The following is a 14,996-nucleotide window of genomic DNA, read 5'->3' as shown; positions in this document are numbered from 1 at the left end:
CACGTGCACCTCGCCGGGTTTCGCGTCAAATCGCACCTTGTCCAGCGCCAGCACGCCGGGGAACTGAACCGTGATGTCCTCCATGCGGACGATGTATTCCTCGTTCATTTGCCGTTCGCCTCCCTATTAATGTGAATCTCCCTCCACACCGGCGGCAATTCGGTATGCGAACCAAACTGCCGCCGACCAAACGAGAAAGAGAGAGAATGAGGATGTTATTATCAGATTCCTGCAGTTTTTCGAATGTATTCACGTGCCATCAGCGCATATTCGAATGGATTCGCCTTAGTCGGGTCCTGCTCGGCTTCCACGATAAACCAACCCTCGTAATGCGCCTCCTGCAGTGCAGCAAATACGCCCGGATAATCAACACAGCCGTCACCCGGAATGGTGAAACAGCCTTCGAACACCGCTTTACGAAACCAGAAGCCCTCATCATACGCCTTCTTCATCTGCGCCGGACGAATGTCCTTCAAATGCACATGTCCGATGCGGTTTCCAAATTCCCGTGCTGCCTTGACCGCATCCTCGCCCGCAAAGGTGAAGTGACCCGTGTCAAAACATAAGTACACATAGCGCGCATCTGTGTTATCAAGCAGACGCTTTGTTTCTGCAAATGTCTGTACCACAGTCGCCATATGATGATGGAAGCACAGCTTAAAGCCTCGATCAAAAGCAATTTTGCCCAGACGGTTCAGCCCACTGCACAGGCTGTCCCACTCCGCGTCCGTTGCAATCGGCTTATTTTCGCCGAACATGGAGCACTCCTCTGCAAACAGGCATCTTGTCAGCTCACAGACATTGATGCGCTGCGCACCTACGGCCTCCAGAAATTCCAGCTGTTTGAGAAACGCCTCCTCATTTTCCTCATATGGCGTGGAGCACAGAAAGCTGGAAAACCACTGGCTTGCGATTTTAAGACCGCGCAAATCAAGCGCTTTGCCGAGCTCCGCCGGATCGCTTGGGAATTTACCGCCAACCTCAGTTCCCTGAAACCCCGCAAGCGCGGCTTCCGAAACCATCTGCTCGAAAGTCAGTTTGCCGCCGAGCTGCGGCATGTCGTCATTCGTCCAGCCAATTGGTGCAATACCGAGCTTTACATTATTGAACATTTTCTTCCTCCTTCTTATTTTCATCAGTTACATATTCTCCGAGTTGATTACGCTGATATTGGTAAACAAAAACGGTTCGACCGGGCTATTGGGAGCCATGATGTACTTTTTCAGCAGCATCACCGGCTCGTAACCCTGCCAGTACACGTTCTGCTCGATGATAAAATCAACCGTTCCTTCTGCAAGCAGCTTTCTGGTGGGTGCTATCAAATCGTTTCCAACCACCATGATTTTTCCCCGCCTGTCGCTTCGAGCAATCGCCTCTGCGCAGGCAGCCACACTTTCATTTGCCATATAAATTGCTCGCAGCGACGGTTTTTGTTCCAGCTGCTCCCGCACTTTTTCATATGTCAGCACGTATTCATTGAAGCTTTCCACCAGTGTCAGCCGATCCGCTCCAATGCCTTCTCCGGCACACTTTTCCATGAATCCGTTTACGCGCTGTCGGTGAGCGTCAATCTCCAAATTACCCGCAACTACTAAAATTTCACCTTGTCTGCCGGCAAATTTGCAAATCAAATCCGCAGCGACCTTGCCGCTTCTGTGCAAATCCTGACCGACAAAGCAGAGGCGGCGGCTTCCCGGAATGTCACTATTGTACGTTAGAACGGGAATGCCGTCCTGCACCACCCCGTCGATGAGCTTTCGGATTGCCGGATTGTTCTTCGAGCTGATTGCCAGACCATCCAGACCGTGCGCTCTCATCAGTTCAATCTTTTCCGCAAATTCATATGGCAGGTCCGTCTCGCACTCCACCACTTCCACTTCAAATCCCAACGGTTCAACCATTTGCCGCGCATCGTTCACGCCTCGGAGCCACTCCCGCTTTAAATCCGCGTAGAACCAACCGTTGCCGGGGAGCAGGATGCCGATGCGTTTTTTTAGTCCCGCTGACTGTGCCATTTGTGCCGCGTATCCGGATGTTTGAATAATCTGCATAATCCGTTCCTTTATGTCAGGATTGACATTGGGTCGGTCATGCAGCACCCGATCTACCGTACCGCGCGACACGCCGGCATACTCTGCAATCATTTGTATTGTTACTCTCGTCATATTTCATGTGCCTTTTATTTTTCCGTGCTTCTTAGCACAATTAATTTATATCACCCTCAAATCTCTTTGTCAATCAGATTTATCTCGAAAATTCAAACTTATTCTTCGTGTTAAAATTCTTTTTTGTTTTGTGCACACTTTGTGCCGATTTACCTTATCGATTTCATTAACTTCGTCAATAAATCGGGATATTTCAGCAGTTTAAGAGCTTTTTCACAATATTTTATATGTATAATTGTTTGTTTTGCTCATTCCGCCCTGCTGCATATTCTAATTTCGGTTTCATATATGTGCTTTTATGCACACAGGCATTTTGTTTCCGAGATTTTCATGCGACATCAATAAAAAAAGACGGAATCCTAAACATTCAGGATTCCGCCCTTGCGTTTCTTCTATTAGATACCGATATTTTCCGAACAAACGATTTCGATTGTCGTCCGATCTGCTTCAAGCTGTGGTGAAATGTGCCGCTGTACATACTCGCGCAATAGAATCAGCGGCCGATATCCCTGCCGATAGATGTTCTGTACGATTGCAAAATCGACCTCGCCGCTTCGCAGCAGGCGTCTTGTCGAATCGGTCAGATCATGGCTGACTACATGAATCTCCCGCTGCCGGCCCGCGGCACGAAGCGCCTCTACACACCCCGTAACGCTATGATTTGCCATATAAATGCCCTTTAAGTTCGGAATGCTCTGCAATGCCCGTTCCACCTTCTGATATGTGAGAGAGTAATCATTGTACGTTTCTACAATTTCCAAATGCGTACTGTCAAATCCGCGTTCGTGCATGCGCTCGCAAAAACCCTGCAGGCGCAGCCGATGCGCATTGAATTCCGGATTGCCCACCGCAATCAGCAGGCGATCGCTGGGTTGCAGATACTTGGCCATCAGCTCACCCGCCACACGGCCGCCGCGCATTAAATCCTGCCCGACAAAGCACAGGCGCTTGCTGTCCGTCAAATCCGAATTGAACGTCACCGTCGGAATGCCCCGATCATATAGCTCGTTCACCTTCTCGACAATGGTGATATGATCCTTGGCACACAACGCAATGCCTTTTACGCCCTGCTCGGCCAGATGCTCCAACCGTTCTATGCTCTCATCCGGCAGGTCGCTTTCGCACTCCTCCACCAAGATTTCAACCGAATAATTTCTGAGCAGCGTCATTGCATCTTCAATGCCGCGCAGCACCTCACTTTTAAAATACCCATGCCAATTCGGCAGCAAAACACCCAATGTACAGGTTTCCATGGACGGCAGCGCCAGTCCGAGCGCTTCGGCCTGTTCCTCGCGCGGCGGCACATAGCCGAGTTCCTGCATCGTCCTTACAACCCGCTCATAAATATCCGGCTTGACATGAGGCCGCTGGTTCAGCACCCGGTCTACCGTACCGCGCGAGACTCCCGCCCGCTCGGCCACCATATTGATTGTCGCCTTTCTCGGCATGAACATCCCGCCTTTCTATGGACAACAGTATATCACACAAATTGTGCTTTTTCTACCGAAATATGCACACCATCTATTAAATCATAAATCAAGAGGCGGACGCCCTGCATTTTTTTGCAGAACGTCCGCCTTACATCGGTTTAATTGTTAATGCATTGACTCCAAGATTGCATCCGCAAGTGCATCCAATTCGACTGCTTTGTCAGGATGCAGCGACGACGCCATCGAAAGCCGCTCGCTCAACACGGTCATGTTCTTCAGTTCCTCATCGATGAACTTCTGCATCAGGTCGCCCGATTTGCACGCCCAGGATCCATTCTCCACCAGCGCAAAGGTGCGGTTTTGCAGATTGAGCGCCTTCATATCCATCAGATAGTTGTGCATGACCGGATAAATGCCCAGATTATAGGTCACCGATGCAAGCACCACATGGCTGTACTTGAACGTCTCAGAAATCAGTGTCGAGAGATGCGTGTTGGACACATCATACAGTGCGACCTTGGTCATACCCTTTTCACATAGCTTGGAAGCAAGCGCCTGCGCTGCGGCCTCCGTATTGCCGTACATCGAAGCATAGGCAATCATCACGCCCTGCTCTTCCGGCTCATAACGGCTCCAGTGGTCGTATTTATCAATAAAATACCCCAGATTGCTCCGCCAGACCGGACCATGCAGCGGGCAGATAAATTTAATCTGATCCAGAATGCCGCTTGCCTTTTTCAGCAGCAGCTGCACGTGTGGGCCATATTTGCCGACGATGTTTGTAAAATACCGCCGTGCATCATCAATCCAGTCGCGGTCAAAATCCACTTCATCATTAAATAGCTTACCGTCCAGTGCACCAAACGAACCGAAGGCATCCGCCGCGAACAGCACACCGTTCGTCACGTCGAAGGTGACCATCGCCTCCGGCCAGTGCACCATCGGCGCAGCGACGAAGGTAACCGTATGCTTGCCAAAGCAATAAGTATCCCCTTCCTTGACTTCGATGCAGTCGTGACCGTCTACCTCAAATCCGAACTGACGCATAAACATATACGCCTTTTCGGTGCTGATAATCTTAACGTTCGGCCAGCGCAGCAGAATCTCTTCAATTGACGCACCATGGTCAGGCTCCATATGGTTGATCAGCAGATAATCCAGCGGTCTGCCATCCAGAAGGTGCTCGACATTTTCAAGCAGCTGCCGACAGGCCGACCAGTCTACCGTATCAAACAGCACCGTCTGCTCGTCCAGAAGCAGGTAGGCATTATAGGATACGCCGCGCGGAATTGGGTGAATATTTTCAAACAGAGCAAGGCGATGGTCATTCGCACCTACCCAATACAGATCTTCTGTCACATTTCTGACACAATACATAATCGCTTCCTCCTTTCGCCGTTACGCTTCGATAAACTGGGATTTTTCTTCTGCACACTCAGGGCAGACCCAATCCTCGGGCAGTTTTTCAAACAGAGTACCGGGTGCGATTTCCGCATCCTCGTCACCAAACTCCGGGTTGTACTCATAGCCGCAGCCGCTGCAAACGTAGCTCTTGCCAATCGGTGCCGCCTTGGGCGGAATCGGCCGCTTCATTTTAATCATCGGTGGTGCGGGCTGCTTTTCGCCGGTATCGAGCGCTTCTGCAAGCAGCGGCAGGATTTCCATCAAATCGCCGACAATGCCGTAATCACAGTTTTTGAAAATCGGTGCATTTCCGTTCTTATTGATGGCAACGATGGTCGATGCGTCCTTAATGCCCTTCAAATGCTGCGTTGCGCCCGAAATACCGCAGGCAATATAGAGATTTCCGGTAAACTTTTGCCCCGACATGCCTACATAGCGGTTCAGCGGCACGTATTTGAGGGTCTCCGCAACCGGTCTTGACGATCCGATTGCCGCGCCTGCCGCAGCAGCCACGCGCTCAATCAGCTTCATGTTCTTCTTGTCGCCAATGCCCTTGCCGGCCGAAACCACACGTTCAGCCTGTACAATCGGTGTGTCAGCGGCAATGCCGACAGTGAAATCATAACCATCCTTTTTCAGCGCTGCAACCAGTGCACCAACGCGCTCCGCTGCATCGCCTTCCTTATAAATCTGCTTTTTGCGCACGCCGGTAATCGGCGCAGGTTTCTTGGCATGGCCGCCCTCTCCGCTCGTCTTTGGCGGCTTGCCCATGATGTGCGATGCGATGACAACACGCTGAATCTCATTCGTGCCTTCATAGATGGTCGTAATCTTGGCATCGCGATACATACGCTCAACATCCATGCCCTTGAGGAAACCGGTGCCGCCGAAAATCTGCACCGCGTCGTTGGTGACTTCCAGTGCAATATCCGAGGCATACTGCTTCGCCATCGCCGACTCCATGCCGTACGGCTCGTGATGCTCTTTCAGTTCAGCCGCACTGTAAACCAACATACGTGCGCAGCGCAGCTTGGTTGCCATGTCCGCAAGCTTGAACGAAATCGCCTGTTGGAAGCCAATTGGCTTGCCAAACTGAACGCGTTCCTTGGCATACTCAACCGCCGCTTCATAGGCGCCCTGCGCAATGCCCAGCGCCTGCGAGGCAATGCCGATTCGGCCGCCGTCCAGCGTCGCCATGGCGATTTTAAAGCCTTCGCCCTCTTTCCCGAGCAGATTTTCCTTTGGCACCTTTACGTCGTTGAAAATCAGTTCCGCTGTCGAAGAGGAACGGATGCCCATTTTATCGTAATGATCGCCAAAGCTAAAGCCTTCCCAACCTTTTTCAACGATAAAAGCCGAAATGCCGCGCGTGCCAATATCCGGCGTAGTTACGGCAAAGACGACGTAAGTATCCGCCTTTGGCGCGTTTGTGATGAAAATTTTTCCGCCGTTGAGCAGATAATAATCACCCTTCAGCACCGCTGTTGTCTCTGTTCCACCTGCGTCCGAACCGGCATTGGGCTCAGTCAGGCCGAATGCGCCAATTTTCTCTCCCTTTGCAAGAGGAATGAGGTATTTCTTCTTCTGCTCCTCATTGCCGAAGGCCGATATCGGCCACGAGCCGAGTGAAACATGCGCAGAAAGGATAACGCCCGTGCCGCCATCCACGCGGGAGAGTTCTTCCACCGCGATTGCATAGCTCATCACGTCGAGTCCTGCTCCGCCGTATTCCTTCGGATACGGGATGCCCATCAATCCGAGTTCCGCCAGTTTGTGCACTGCTTCGTCCGGAAACTGATTTTGCTGATCGAGTGTAAACGCGATCGGTTTTACTTCTGTCTCTGCAAATTCTCTGATTTTTGCGCGCAGTGCTTCCTGCGCTTCTGTGGTTTGGAATAACATTTGGTCAGCCTCCTTCATGGTTGTCTCCTGTCGTGTGACCGTGATGGGCCGCATTCGATACTTGATTAATTTAGTCCACTTTAGAAGAGAGAAAAAAGCGACCTTCAAAGCTCGCATTTCTCCTCTCCAAGTAGGATCGAGGATAAACTATATCGGCGCAGTTCCGCATCAATCGTCTGCTGAATTGCCGATAACTGCGTATGGATCAAACAAGGTCGCCCTTTGTGCGCCTCCCTCCAACTGCATTGGTAGTCCGCCTGCATACATGCATTCACCTGTAACTGCGCATCCAAAGCAGAAACCAAATCAAACAAGGTCTTTTCCCGCAAGTCGGCACATAGTTTGCATCCGCCTGCAGCGCCGCGCGTCAGCGCAACAAACCCCGCTTTTTCCAGCTTTTTAAGGGTTTTGTAAGCAAATTGTTTCGGAATCGCCTCCCGCTCACATAGCTGCGCGGCGGTGGACAGCTCACCGTCCGACAACGCTCGCAGAATCCGCAGCGCATAATCAACTTCCCGTGTAATCAGCAGGTCGCTCTCCCCTTCTTCTGTGTTTCTGGTTTCACTTTATCATTGTGGACTAATTGAGTCAAGTTAAAGCGCGATCATTTTGTTCATTTCTACACAACGGACAAATGGAAGCACTTTCCTTTATGGAGATTGCCCATCTGGAATAGGGCAAAACAAAAACGAGGAGCATTGCTCCTCGTTTTTGTTTTGATTGCTTTAAATCTTTTCCGCAACCTTGGCAGCCTTGCCTACGCGGCCGCGCAGGTAGTACAGCTTGGCACGGCGAACCTTACCGCGGCGAACAATCTCGAACTTAGCAACGTTCGGGGAATGAACCGGGAAGGTCTTCTCAACGCCTACGCCGTAAGAAATGCGGCGGACGGTGATTGTCTGGTTGACGCCAGCGTGCTTCTTGGCAATGATGATGCCTTCAAACACCTGAATACGCTCACGATTGCCTTCCTTGATCTTTGCGTGAACCTTTACGGTATCACCGATCTTGAGATCCGGCAGATCGCTCTTCAGCTGCTGCTCGGACAGTACTTTGACCAGATCCATGTTTTTCTTCCTTTCGTCTTAGACATTCTTGCCGTACTTCCCTTGAAATAAGCAGAGGAATGCCCGTGTTACCGCAATATAATACCATATTCCGCTTTAGAAATCAAGAACTTTTTCCGCAAAATATTATTGTGCGCCCCATTTCCTTGTTTTTTTCGTCAATCATAGTATACTGTATAATAGATTCACAGTAAAGGAGCTTTTATCATGTGGGCATATGAAAGTGTATTTTATCAGATTTATCCCCTCGGATTTTGTGGTGCTCCTCGCGTGAACGACGGCACGGCCGCACAACGCATCAGCAAAATCGCCGACTGGGCAGAGCACATCGAACGTCTCGGCTGCAATGCCGTGTACTTTTCTCCCCTTTTTGAATCCGACAGCCACGGATATGACACGCGGGATTACCGTCTGCTCGACTGTCGGCTCGGCACAAACGAAGATTTTGCCGCGGTCTGTAAAACGCTGCACCGCCACGACATTCGTGTCGTGCTCGACGGCGTATTCAACCACGTCGGACGCGGTTTCTGGGCCTTCCGCGATGTGCAGGAGAAGAAATGGGATTCGCCCTATAAAGATTGGTTTCATATCTCCTTTGACGGTAACTCCAACTACGATGACGGCTTCTGGTACGAGGGCTGGGAAGGCCATTTTGAGCTGGTCAAGCTAAATTTACGCAATCCAGCTGTTGTGGCGCATATTTTTGAGTGCATCCGCGGTTGGGTCGAGGAATTTGATATCGACGGTCTGCGGCTCGATGTAGCCTACTGTTTAGATCACGATTTTCTACGGCAGCTCCGCACCTTCTGCGATAGTCTCAAGCCAGACTTTTTCCTCGTCGGCGAGCTGCTGCACGGTGACTACAACCAGTTTGTAAACGACGGCATGTTGCGCTCCTGCACCAACTACGAGTGCTACAAGGGTTTATACTCTTCAATGAATAGTTTAAACCTTTTCGAAATCACGCATTCTCTCCTTCGCCAGTTCGGTCCCGAAAACTGGTCGCTCTACCGCGGCAAGCATCTGCTTTCCTTTGTCGATAACCACGATGTGACCCGTATCGCGTCCATCCTGACCAATCCGCAGCATCTACCCTTGATTTATGGTCTGCTGTTTGGTATGCCGGGCATCCCATGCGTTTATTATGGCAGCGAATGGGGTGCAGAAGGGCAAAAGCAGCAGGGTGACAATGCGCTTCGCCCCTCGTTCGATGCGCCGCAATGGAACGAGCTAACCGATCAGATTGCCGCGATGGCAAAAGCGCACCGCGAAAGCAAGGCACTGTGTTTTGGGGACTTTAAACAGCTGCTTTTGCAATGCAAGCAGTGTATTTGGGAACGCACCTTCGATGGCGAGCGCGTGCTGATTGCAATCAATATTGACAGCGAACCGTACACCGCACACTTTGATGCGGGTGCAGGACGTGCGCGTGACCTTATCACCGACCAGATGCATGACTTTGGCGGCGGTAGCACGCTGCCCCCCTATTCCGTTGCATTTTGGAGAGTTGAATAGTTATTAAAAAAGTGCTTGCCGCAATGCGGCAAGCACTTTTCTCATTTAAATGTAGTCAATCACCAGTGTTGCGACCGAATTATCCGATAGCGTTACGGTAAACTCCACATATTCACCCGACCGGCGGTATTTTTCAAGCGCTGTTTTCTTGAGTGTCAGCACACGTGTGCCGGACACATAATCTGTGCCCGAGGACAGCGTCTGTGTCGAACCGTTTTTCACCGTGGTTACACTGCGAACCGACAGCCGATCCAGCGCCAGAGAGAACTGCGGTTCAACCGGATTGTATGTATCATATTCCGCAACCAGTGCTGTCACGCTGTCCGGCGCGGAGTCGGTCACCGTCAGCAGAATCAGCTTGGAGGCCCCGCTCGCCAAGTCAACCGTGATGGTATAAGTGCCCGTGCGCAGCTGCGCGAGGGTACCTCGGCGCAGAATCAGGTCGCGGGCAGAAGAATTAAATTCATAATCAAGCGAGGTCATACCGAGCACAACACCCGAAATATCCGACTGTGCACTCACGCCGGACAGCCTTACCGAAAGATCGACAAATCCCTTGCTCTTATAGTAACGATCAAAGCTCAGTTCTACCGCATCGGCATTTGCACTGGAATTGGTCACATCAATCGTGACAGTCACACGATTGCCGTCTGACATCGTAAGCACCATTGCATGACTCCCCTTCGTCAGTGTACCCAGGTACGAAGTCAGCACGCGGAGACCTGTGTCACTCTTTGTGTAGGCCGACGGAGACGACAGCAGTGTCCCATCACAGGTAACTGTAGCTACCGTTATGCCCGAGGGCACTGAAATATCGACCGACGCGCCGAGCGTGCTCAGATTGTTGAGATCAACCGCAAGCGTAGTCGGCGATACCGCGGCCTCGCTCGAGGTCGACACCGTCGCGCCCGCAACAGTGGCGGTCACACCCGATGCGAGCGTGTATCCCGAAGGCTTCATCGCAAGGCTTACGCCCGCTACCCTGATATCTGCCTGATAGATTTTGCCGTAGCCGGTCACTGTGGCGATCTGCCGGCAATTAAGCTGATAGACAGCCGCGCTCGAGGTCATACTGACCGAAACCGCGCTGTTCAGGTCGAGGTTGGTCAGCGCCGCATCCAGTGTAAGCGTAATGCGGCTTTCACCGTTCACCGAGGCATTGACGAAACCATCATACCCGCTCGTGGATAAACCGCGCTCGTACAGGCTGGCATTGGTTCCGATCTCGGTATTCCGGATATGGCTAGCGCCCGTTGCAGTAACTTGCAGCAGGCGCCCCATGGAGGACTCAATGATCATATGATCGCTGGTCGTATTCATCAATGTAACTGTGCCGCCGGACACAATAATAGAGCCCTGTACCGTGACATTGGTCAGGGTAACAGCATCTGAGCCGAGGCCTTCCGTAATATACAGATCGCCGGCAATCGTTGCATCGGACAGGGTGCAATTCTCGCTGATTGTAACGTTGGTGGTGTCGCTTTTCAGATCAGCGCCCGTGTATGCCTTACCTGCCGTAGACAAAGATGTGCCCAGATAGTAATACAGGATTTTGGCGACTTCAGCACGCGTTACAACCTTCTGCGGCCGAAACGTTCCGTCGGTATACCCGGCGAGAAATCCTTTTTCATTTGCAGCCTTGATATAGCCCGCGCTCCATGTGGAAACCTTACCTTTATCCTGAAAGACCAAGTCGGAAGGTGAAACACCTCCCGGATCGGCCTTGAACAGTCGGCCAATCAGCACGGCAGCCTGCTCACGCGTGACCTTTCCCTCCGGATCCATCTTGTTGTTGCCCACGCCGTTGATGTAACCGTACTTCGCTGCAATCTGCACCGTTTCATAGTACCACGCGGTCGTTTTCACATCGCTGTATGAAATCGAAGTCGTTTCGGTAAAATGGAACGCACGGTTAATATAGCGCATAAATTCGGCGCGCGTCATTTCGCGGTTCGGGTCGTAATCCCCCGTCGTCGCACTCGGGTTGTACACTCCTTCCTGGTTCAGATATTCAATAAAGTTCTTCGCCCAGTGTCCGTCCAAATCGGAAGCAGATGCGACAGGTACAAGGCCGATCAGCATGACTGCGGATAAAACCCAAGCCATCCATCGTTTTTTCATAATCCTACACCTCACTATTGCTGACTTAAGTGTAACATATGCCGCCTCTTGTTACAACACCTAATCTCGTTCAGCATGTTTTGACATAATGAACAAAAATTCGTCCTTTTCGGCTGGTTCCGCCAATAGAATCAATTTTTGCACGGCCGATACCGCGCAGTGTTAGCCTATCGCCTTCGCTTACATTTTTTTCATCCTTCATGCAGGGGGCATTGTTCAGAAAGACCAGTCCCCGAGCAATACGCGCCTGTGCTTCGGTACGGGACAGGCCAAACACCAGCGCGGTCACACTGTCCAAGCGCGGCGAGGATACCGAGCCTGAACCTGTCTTCTCCTCAACCGCTGCGCTCTTCCGGCTATCCAACGGCTCTTGCGTGACAGTGATTCGCTTCCTGCCCGCCTTATCATAATGAAGCAGCAGAAACTCCGCCATGTCTTCCATGACAATCAGGTCGGCGCCTTCCTCATGCACCAATATGTCGCCCACGGTATCACGCTCAATTTGCAGCCCCATCAGCGCACCCAGATAGTCCCGATGCATCAGCGCGTCGCCCTCGTTTTTATGCGCACGCAGCAGAACGAGCGGTGCGGTCTCTCTGGCAGACGACTCATCCAGATAATCCGGATAAAAAACAGCCACCGCGCGTTCCGCGTCGTCATAGCCGCCCCAAATCAGCGCATGACCGGATGCACCCATTTGCCGAATTGCTTCGGTGCACAGCGCACGCTCGTTTAAATCAAGAAAACGCGTGTGCGTCAGATACCCGCGCTGCATACAGGTCTGCTCTTTGTCAAACAGTTGGGCGAGCAGCATTCGCTCTTCTCCGTTGTGCGCCAGTGCAGAAATGATTTCATTCTTTGTTTTCAAACAGATTCTCCCCTTTCCCCCATTGTACTATTTGTCGCTTTGGTTTACAATAGTAGTATCGTTAACAAGGAGGATACATGCTATGGCGGTAAAGGACGCGGTGCTGCAGGCACTCGAAGAGACGCGCGGCGCACGCATCTCGGGCGGGGCACTGGCGGAAACGCTCGGTGTATCCCGTGCAGCCGTTTGGAAGGCGATTGACGCGCTGCGCGCCGGCGGTCTGAAAATCGACGCCGTGCCCGGCGAGGGGTATCTCCTCGAAGCGGATGACGATAGCCTGACCGAAGCCGGTATTTCCGCACTGCTTCAAACCGAAGCATTCGGGCGTAGCTGCCTTATTCTGCCGTCGCTCTCCTCCACCAACACCGTGCTCAAGCAGGACTACCTTGACCGACCGCACGGCTTTGCGCTGATTGCGGAAGAGCAGACCGGCGGGCGCGGCCGTCTCGGACGCACGTTTTCCTCTCCCGCGGGCACAGGGCTGTATCTGAGCATGCTCCTGCACCCGCAGCTTTCGCTTGACCGACTGAACCTGCTGACCATTGCGGCTGCTGTCGCTGTTTGCGATGCAATCGAGCAGACGGCGGGGTTTTCGCCCGAGATCAAGTGGGTCAACGATGTGCTGATGCATGGCAAAAAGCTCTGCGGCATTCTGACTGAGGCCACCATTGAGGGCGAAACCGGCGCAATCGGCGCGGTTGTTGTCGGCATCGGCATCAACCTGCGCGACAATCCGGCTTGGCCGGAGGAAGTGCGCACAGTTGCCGGCTCGCTCGCCGATTTCGGTACGCCCCCGCGCCGCGCCGTACTGGCCGCCGCTGTGCTCGAGCAATTTGAGCATGCGTACCAGCTGCTGGAATCAGGCGATTCTGCCGTATTGCTCGAACGATATCGGCGCCGCCTGTGCTGCATTGACAAGACCGTTACGGTTATGACACCGGCCGCCAAATACGAAGCTATCTGCACCGGTCTTGACGAAAACGGCCATTTGCTTGTGCAGGATGCGCAGGGCACCGCCCACACTCTTTCCTCCGGCGAAATCAGCATTCGTCTATCCACATGATTCACAAGGAGTAGTTAAAATATGATTCAAACCGCCGCAGGCGTTACCGTTCCCTTCCCCGAGCAGCTTTTTGAGCAGTATCAGGTCGAGGGCGACACGCTGACACTTAATCTTAGCTTTGATAAGCTGCCCGAATTTGTGCAGGCGTTTTACGCCATGCTGCCCGCCCCGCTGTTTCTGGCTGTGCATCCGGATGCAGAAAACAGCGAGCTGGTCTACTACCTCGACGGCATGACCAAAAAGCAGCTGGCCACCATTCTGGACGGCTATGGCGAGCTGCTGTATCAGGACGGGCTGTCCTCCTTTGCGCTCGCGTCCCACGAAAGCGAAGAGGAGATTTTCATTCAGAAATACAAGGTGATTTCAATTTATTCACCGAATCTTATGCGTTTTATACCCCTGCTTGAACGTTTCGGCGTCGAGCGTGTCGAACGACTCACCACCGCGTGGGACACGTTTTCCGAAGAGCATCCCGGCATGGCCGAAAGTCTGGAAATCGGCGGTGAAACCATCGACGACATGATTGAAGCACTGAGTCAGATTGGCATGTATCAGGCATAATCGAAAGGGCGGCTTTGACAGCCGCCCTTTTTCTTTATATGTAGCAAGAAGGCTCTGCGCGTCGCTGATACTCCGCCTCGAGTTCGGCCTTGTGATACAAATAACCCGAATCATCGTAATACTTGGCACCATGAGGACATTTTTTAACGCATGCACCGCATTTGATGCAGATGCCGACATAGTTTCTCACATCCTGCAGGTCGATTGATCCCATCGGACACGCCGCAGCACATAATCCGCAATCATCGCACGCATCGCTCGTGTTCGGCTTAACGCGGCGAATATCGATTGGATTTCCCGCCCGGTCGCGCGGCTGATAGTAAGTTCGCTGCCCCTCGGCACGACCGTCCACCTCAATCAAATCCACTCGGCCGTCCCGCAGCCGATTCGCCACCTGCTCTGCAAAGCGCACCGCAAGCGCCAAATCGTCTGCATCCGGTCGTCCGGCGGCGAGGGTATTCGAGAAGGAATGCTCTCCCACAAAGGCCGCCGCCGCAAACGGACGAAAGCCGTCTGCCGCCAGAATATCGCGCAGCTCAATGAGTGCATCGTCAAAATTGCGGTTGCCAAACAGTACAATCGGAACAGCGAGCGCGCCATTGCCACGCACCGTCGTCAAGTACGGCAGCAGCACATTGGGCACACGCCCCGCATAGGTCGGCGTGCCAAACACGACCAGATCATCCGCCATGAATTCCGGCGCATGCTCCCGCATGCCCGGCAGTGTAAAGTCGTAGGACTGAAATGCCGCCCCCAGACACGCCGCAGTTGTCTGCGCAATGGTCGTAACTACCTTTTCCGTTGTTCCGGTCGCGCTCCAATACATTGCCCAAACCGTCATTACACTCATCCCCTATCATTATATAAGGTAAGTATAGCAAACAAAAAAGCGGCTGTCCA

The 14,996-nt window shown here is 52.4% G+C and carries 13 protein-coding genes; 3 read left to right on the top strand and 10 right to left on the bottom strand.

Going from position 1 to position 14,996, the window contains the following annotated elements; genetic code table 11:
* Positions 1–221: 221 nt before the first annotated feature.
* From iolE to rplS, 7 genes are all read right to left on the bottom strand, one after another.
* Entirely contained in the window at positions 222–1,112 is an 891-nt protein-coding gene (gene iolE, locus QOX26_RS11130) for a myo-inosose-2 dehydratase (RefSeq protein WP_283675048.1), read from the bottom strand.
* 27 nt (positions 1,113–1,139) lie between these two features.
* A complete protein-coding gene (locus tag QOX26_RS11125) occupies positions 1,140–2,165 on the bottom strand; it encodes a LacI family DNA-binding transcriptional regulator (protein ID WP_283675047.1) in 1,026 nt (341 codons plus the stop codon).
* Positions 2,166–2,560: 395 nt separating this feature from the next.
* The gene (locus tag QOX26_RS11120; RefSeq protein ID WP_283675046.1) at positions 2,561–3,613 is read right to left on the bottom strand and encodes a LacI family DNA-binding transcriptional regulator; all 1,053 of its coding nucleotides are present in this window, start codon (positions 3,611–3,613) and stop codon (positions 2,561–2,563) included.
* A 147-nt stretch (positions 3,614–3,760) separates the two neighbouring features.
* Entirely contained in the window at positions 3,761–4,972 is a 1,212-nt protein-coding gene (locus tag QOX26_RS11115) for an FprA family A-type flavoprotein (protein WP_283675045.1), read from the bottom strand.
* Positions 4,973–4,993: 21 nt separating this feature from the next.
* Positions 4,994–6,901: an acyl-CoA dehydrogenase family protein gene (locus QOX26_RS11110; RefSeq protein WP_283675044.1), complete on the bottom strand. Its 1,908-nt coding sequence runs from the start codon at positions 6,899–6,901 to the stop codon at positions 4,994–4,996.
* 104 nt (positions 6,902–7,005) lie between these two features.
* Positions 7,006–7,425, bottom strand: a complete 420-nt coding sequence (locus QOX26_RS11105; protein WP_283675052.1) for an RrF2 family transcriptional regulator — start codon at positions 7,423–7,425, stop codon at positions 7,006–7,008.
* Between the two features lie 201 nt (positions 7,426–7,626).
* Positions 7,627–7,968 carry a 50S ribosomal protein L19 gene (gene rplS / locus QOX26_RS11100; protein ID WP_283675043.1) on the bottom strand — a complete coding sequence of 114 codons (342 nt, stop codon included), beginning with the start codon at positions 7,966–7,968 and terminating at the stop codon, positions 7,627–7,629.
* Between the two features lie 207 nt (positions 7,969–8,175).
* On the opposite strand from rplS, the gene QOX26_RS11095 reads away from it, so the two are divergent.
* Positions 8,176–9,483: an alpha-amylase family glycosyl hydrolase gene (locus QOX26_RS11095; protein WP_283675042.1), complete on the top strand. Its 1,308-nt coding sequence runs from the start codon at positions 8,176–8,178 to the stop codon at positions 9,481–9,483.
* Positions 9,484–9,528: 45 nt separating this feature from the next.
* Here QOX26_RS11095 and QOX26_RS11090 read toward each other — a convergent pair whose 3' ends face one another.
* Together QOX26_RS11090 and QOX26_RS11085 are read right to left on the bottom strand one after the other, a co-directional pair.
* A complete protein-coding gene (locus tag QOX26_RS11090; protein ID WP_283675041.1) occupies positions 9,529–11,604 on the bottom strand; it encodes an S-layer homology domain-containing protein in 2,076 nt (691 codons plus the stop codon).
* Between the two features lie 70 nt (positions 11,605–11,674).
* Positions 11,675–12,472: a YlmH family RNA-binding protein gene (locus QOX26_RS11085; protein WP_283675040.1), complete on the bottom strand. Its 798-nt coding sequence runs from the start codon at positions 12,470–12,472 to the stop codon at positions 11,675–11,677.
* Positions 12,473–12,554: 82 nt separating this feature from the next.
* Here QOX26_RS11085 and QOX26_RS11080 point away from each other — a divergent pair, with 82 nt between their 5' ends.
* Together QOX26_RS11080 and QOX26_RS11075 are read left to right on the top strand one after the other, a co-directional pair.
* The gene (locus QOX26_RS11080; RefSeq protein ID WP_283675039.1) at positions 12,555–13,535 is read left to right on the top strand and encodes a biotin--[acetyl-CoA-carboxylase] ligase; all 981 of its coding nucleotides are present in this window, start codon (positions 12,555–12,557) and stop codon (positions 13,533–13,535) included.
* A 21-nt stretch (positions 13,536–13,556) separates the two neighbouring features.
* The gene (locus QOX26_RS11075; RefSeq protein WP_283675038.1) at positions 13,557–14,096 is read left to right on the top strand and encodes a hypothetical protein; all 540 of its coding nucleotides are present in this window, start codon (positions 13,557–13,559) and stop codon (positions 14,094–14,096) included.
* Between the two features lie 34 nt (positions 14,097–14,130).
* On the opposite strand, the gene QOX26_RS11070 is transcribed toward QOX26_RS11075, so the two are convergent.
* Positions 14,131–14,937 (bottom strand): 4Fe-4S dicluster domain-containing protein, encoded by an 807-nt coding sequence (locus QOX26_RS11070; RefSeq protein WP_442870229.1) that lies wholly within the window; start codon positions 14,935–14,937, stop codon positions 14,131–14,133.
* Positions 14,938–14,996 lie beyond the last annotated feature (59 nt).

The sequence above is a fragment of the Butyricicoccus sp. Marseille-Q5471 genome, assembly GCF_951230135.1.
In the GTDB taxonomy this organism is placed as follows: Bacteria; Bacillota; Clostridia; order Oscillospirales; family Butyricicoccaceae; genus Agathobaculum.
This window is presented reverse-complemented; position numbering and strand designations above follow the sequence as displayed.

Coding starts and splice junctions, on each gene's coding strand:
- iolE (WP_283675048.1), bottom strand. CDS start 1,112: ATGTTCAATAATGTAAAGCTCGGTATTGCACCAATTGGCTGGACGAAT.
- QOX26_RS11125 (WP_283675047.1), bottom strand. CDS start 2,165: ATGACGAGAGTAACAATACAAATGATTGCAGAGTATGCCGGCGTGTCG.
- QOX26_RS11120 (WP_283675046.1), bottom strand. CDS start 3,613: ATGCCGAGAAAGGCGACAATCAATATGGTGGCCGAGCGGGCGGGAGTC.
- QOX26_RS11115 (WP_283675045.1), bottom strand. CDS start 4,972: ATGTATTGTGTCAGAAATGTGACAGAAGATCTGTATTGGGTAGGTGCG.
- QOX26_RS11110 (WP_283675044.1), bottom strand. CDS start 6,901: ATGTTATTCCAAACCACAGAAGCGCAGGAAGCACTGCGCGCAAAAATC.
- rplS (WP_283675043.1), bottom strand. CDS start 7,968: ATGGATCTGGTCAAAGTACTGTCCGAGCAGCAGCTGAAGAGCGATCTG.
- QOX26_RS11095 (WP_283675042.1), top strand. CDS start 8,176: ATGTGGGCATATGAAAGTGTATTTTATCAGATTTATCCCCTCGGATTT.
- QOX26_RS11090 (WP_283675041.1), bottom strand. CDS start 11,604: ATGAAAAAACGATGGATGGCTTGGGTTTTATCCGCAGTCATGCTGATC.
- QOX26_RS11080 (WP_283675039.1), top strand. CDS start 12,555: ATGGCGGTAAAGGACGCGGTGCTGCAGGCACTCGAAGAGACGCGCGGC.
- QOX26_RS11075 (WP_283675038.1), top strand. CDS start 13,557: ATGATTCAAACCGCCGCAGGCGTTACCGTTCCCTTCCCCGAGCAGCTT.
- QOX26_RS11070 (WP_442870229.1), bottom strand. CDS start 14,937: ATGACGGTTTGGGCAATGTATTGGAGCGCGACCGGAACAACGGAAAAG.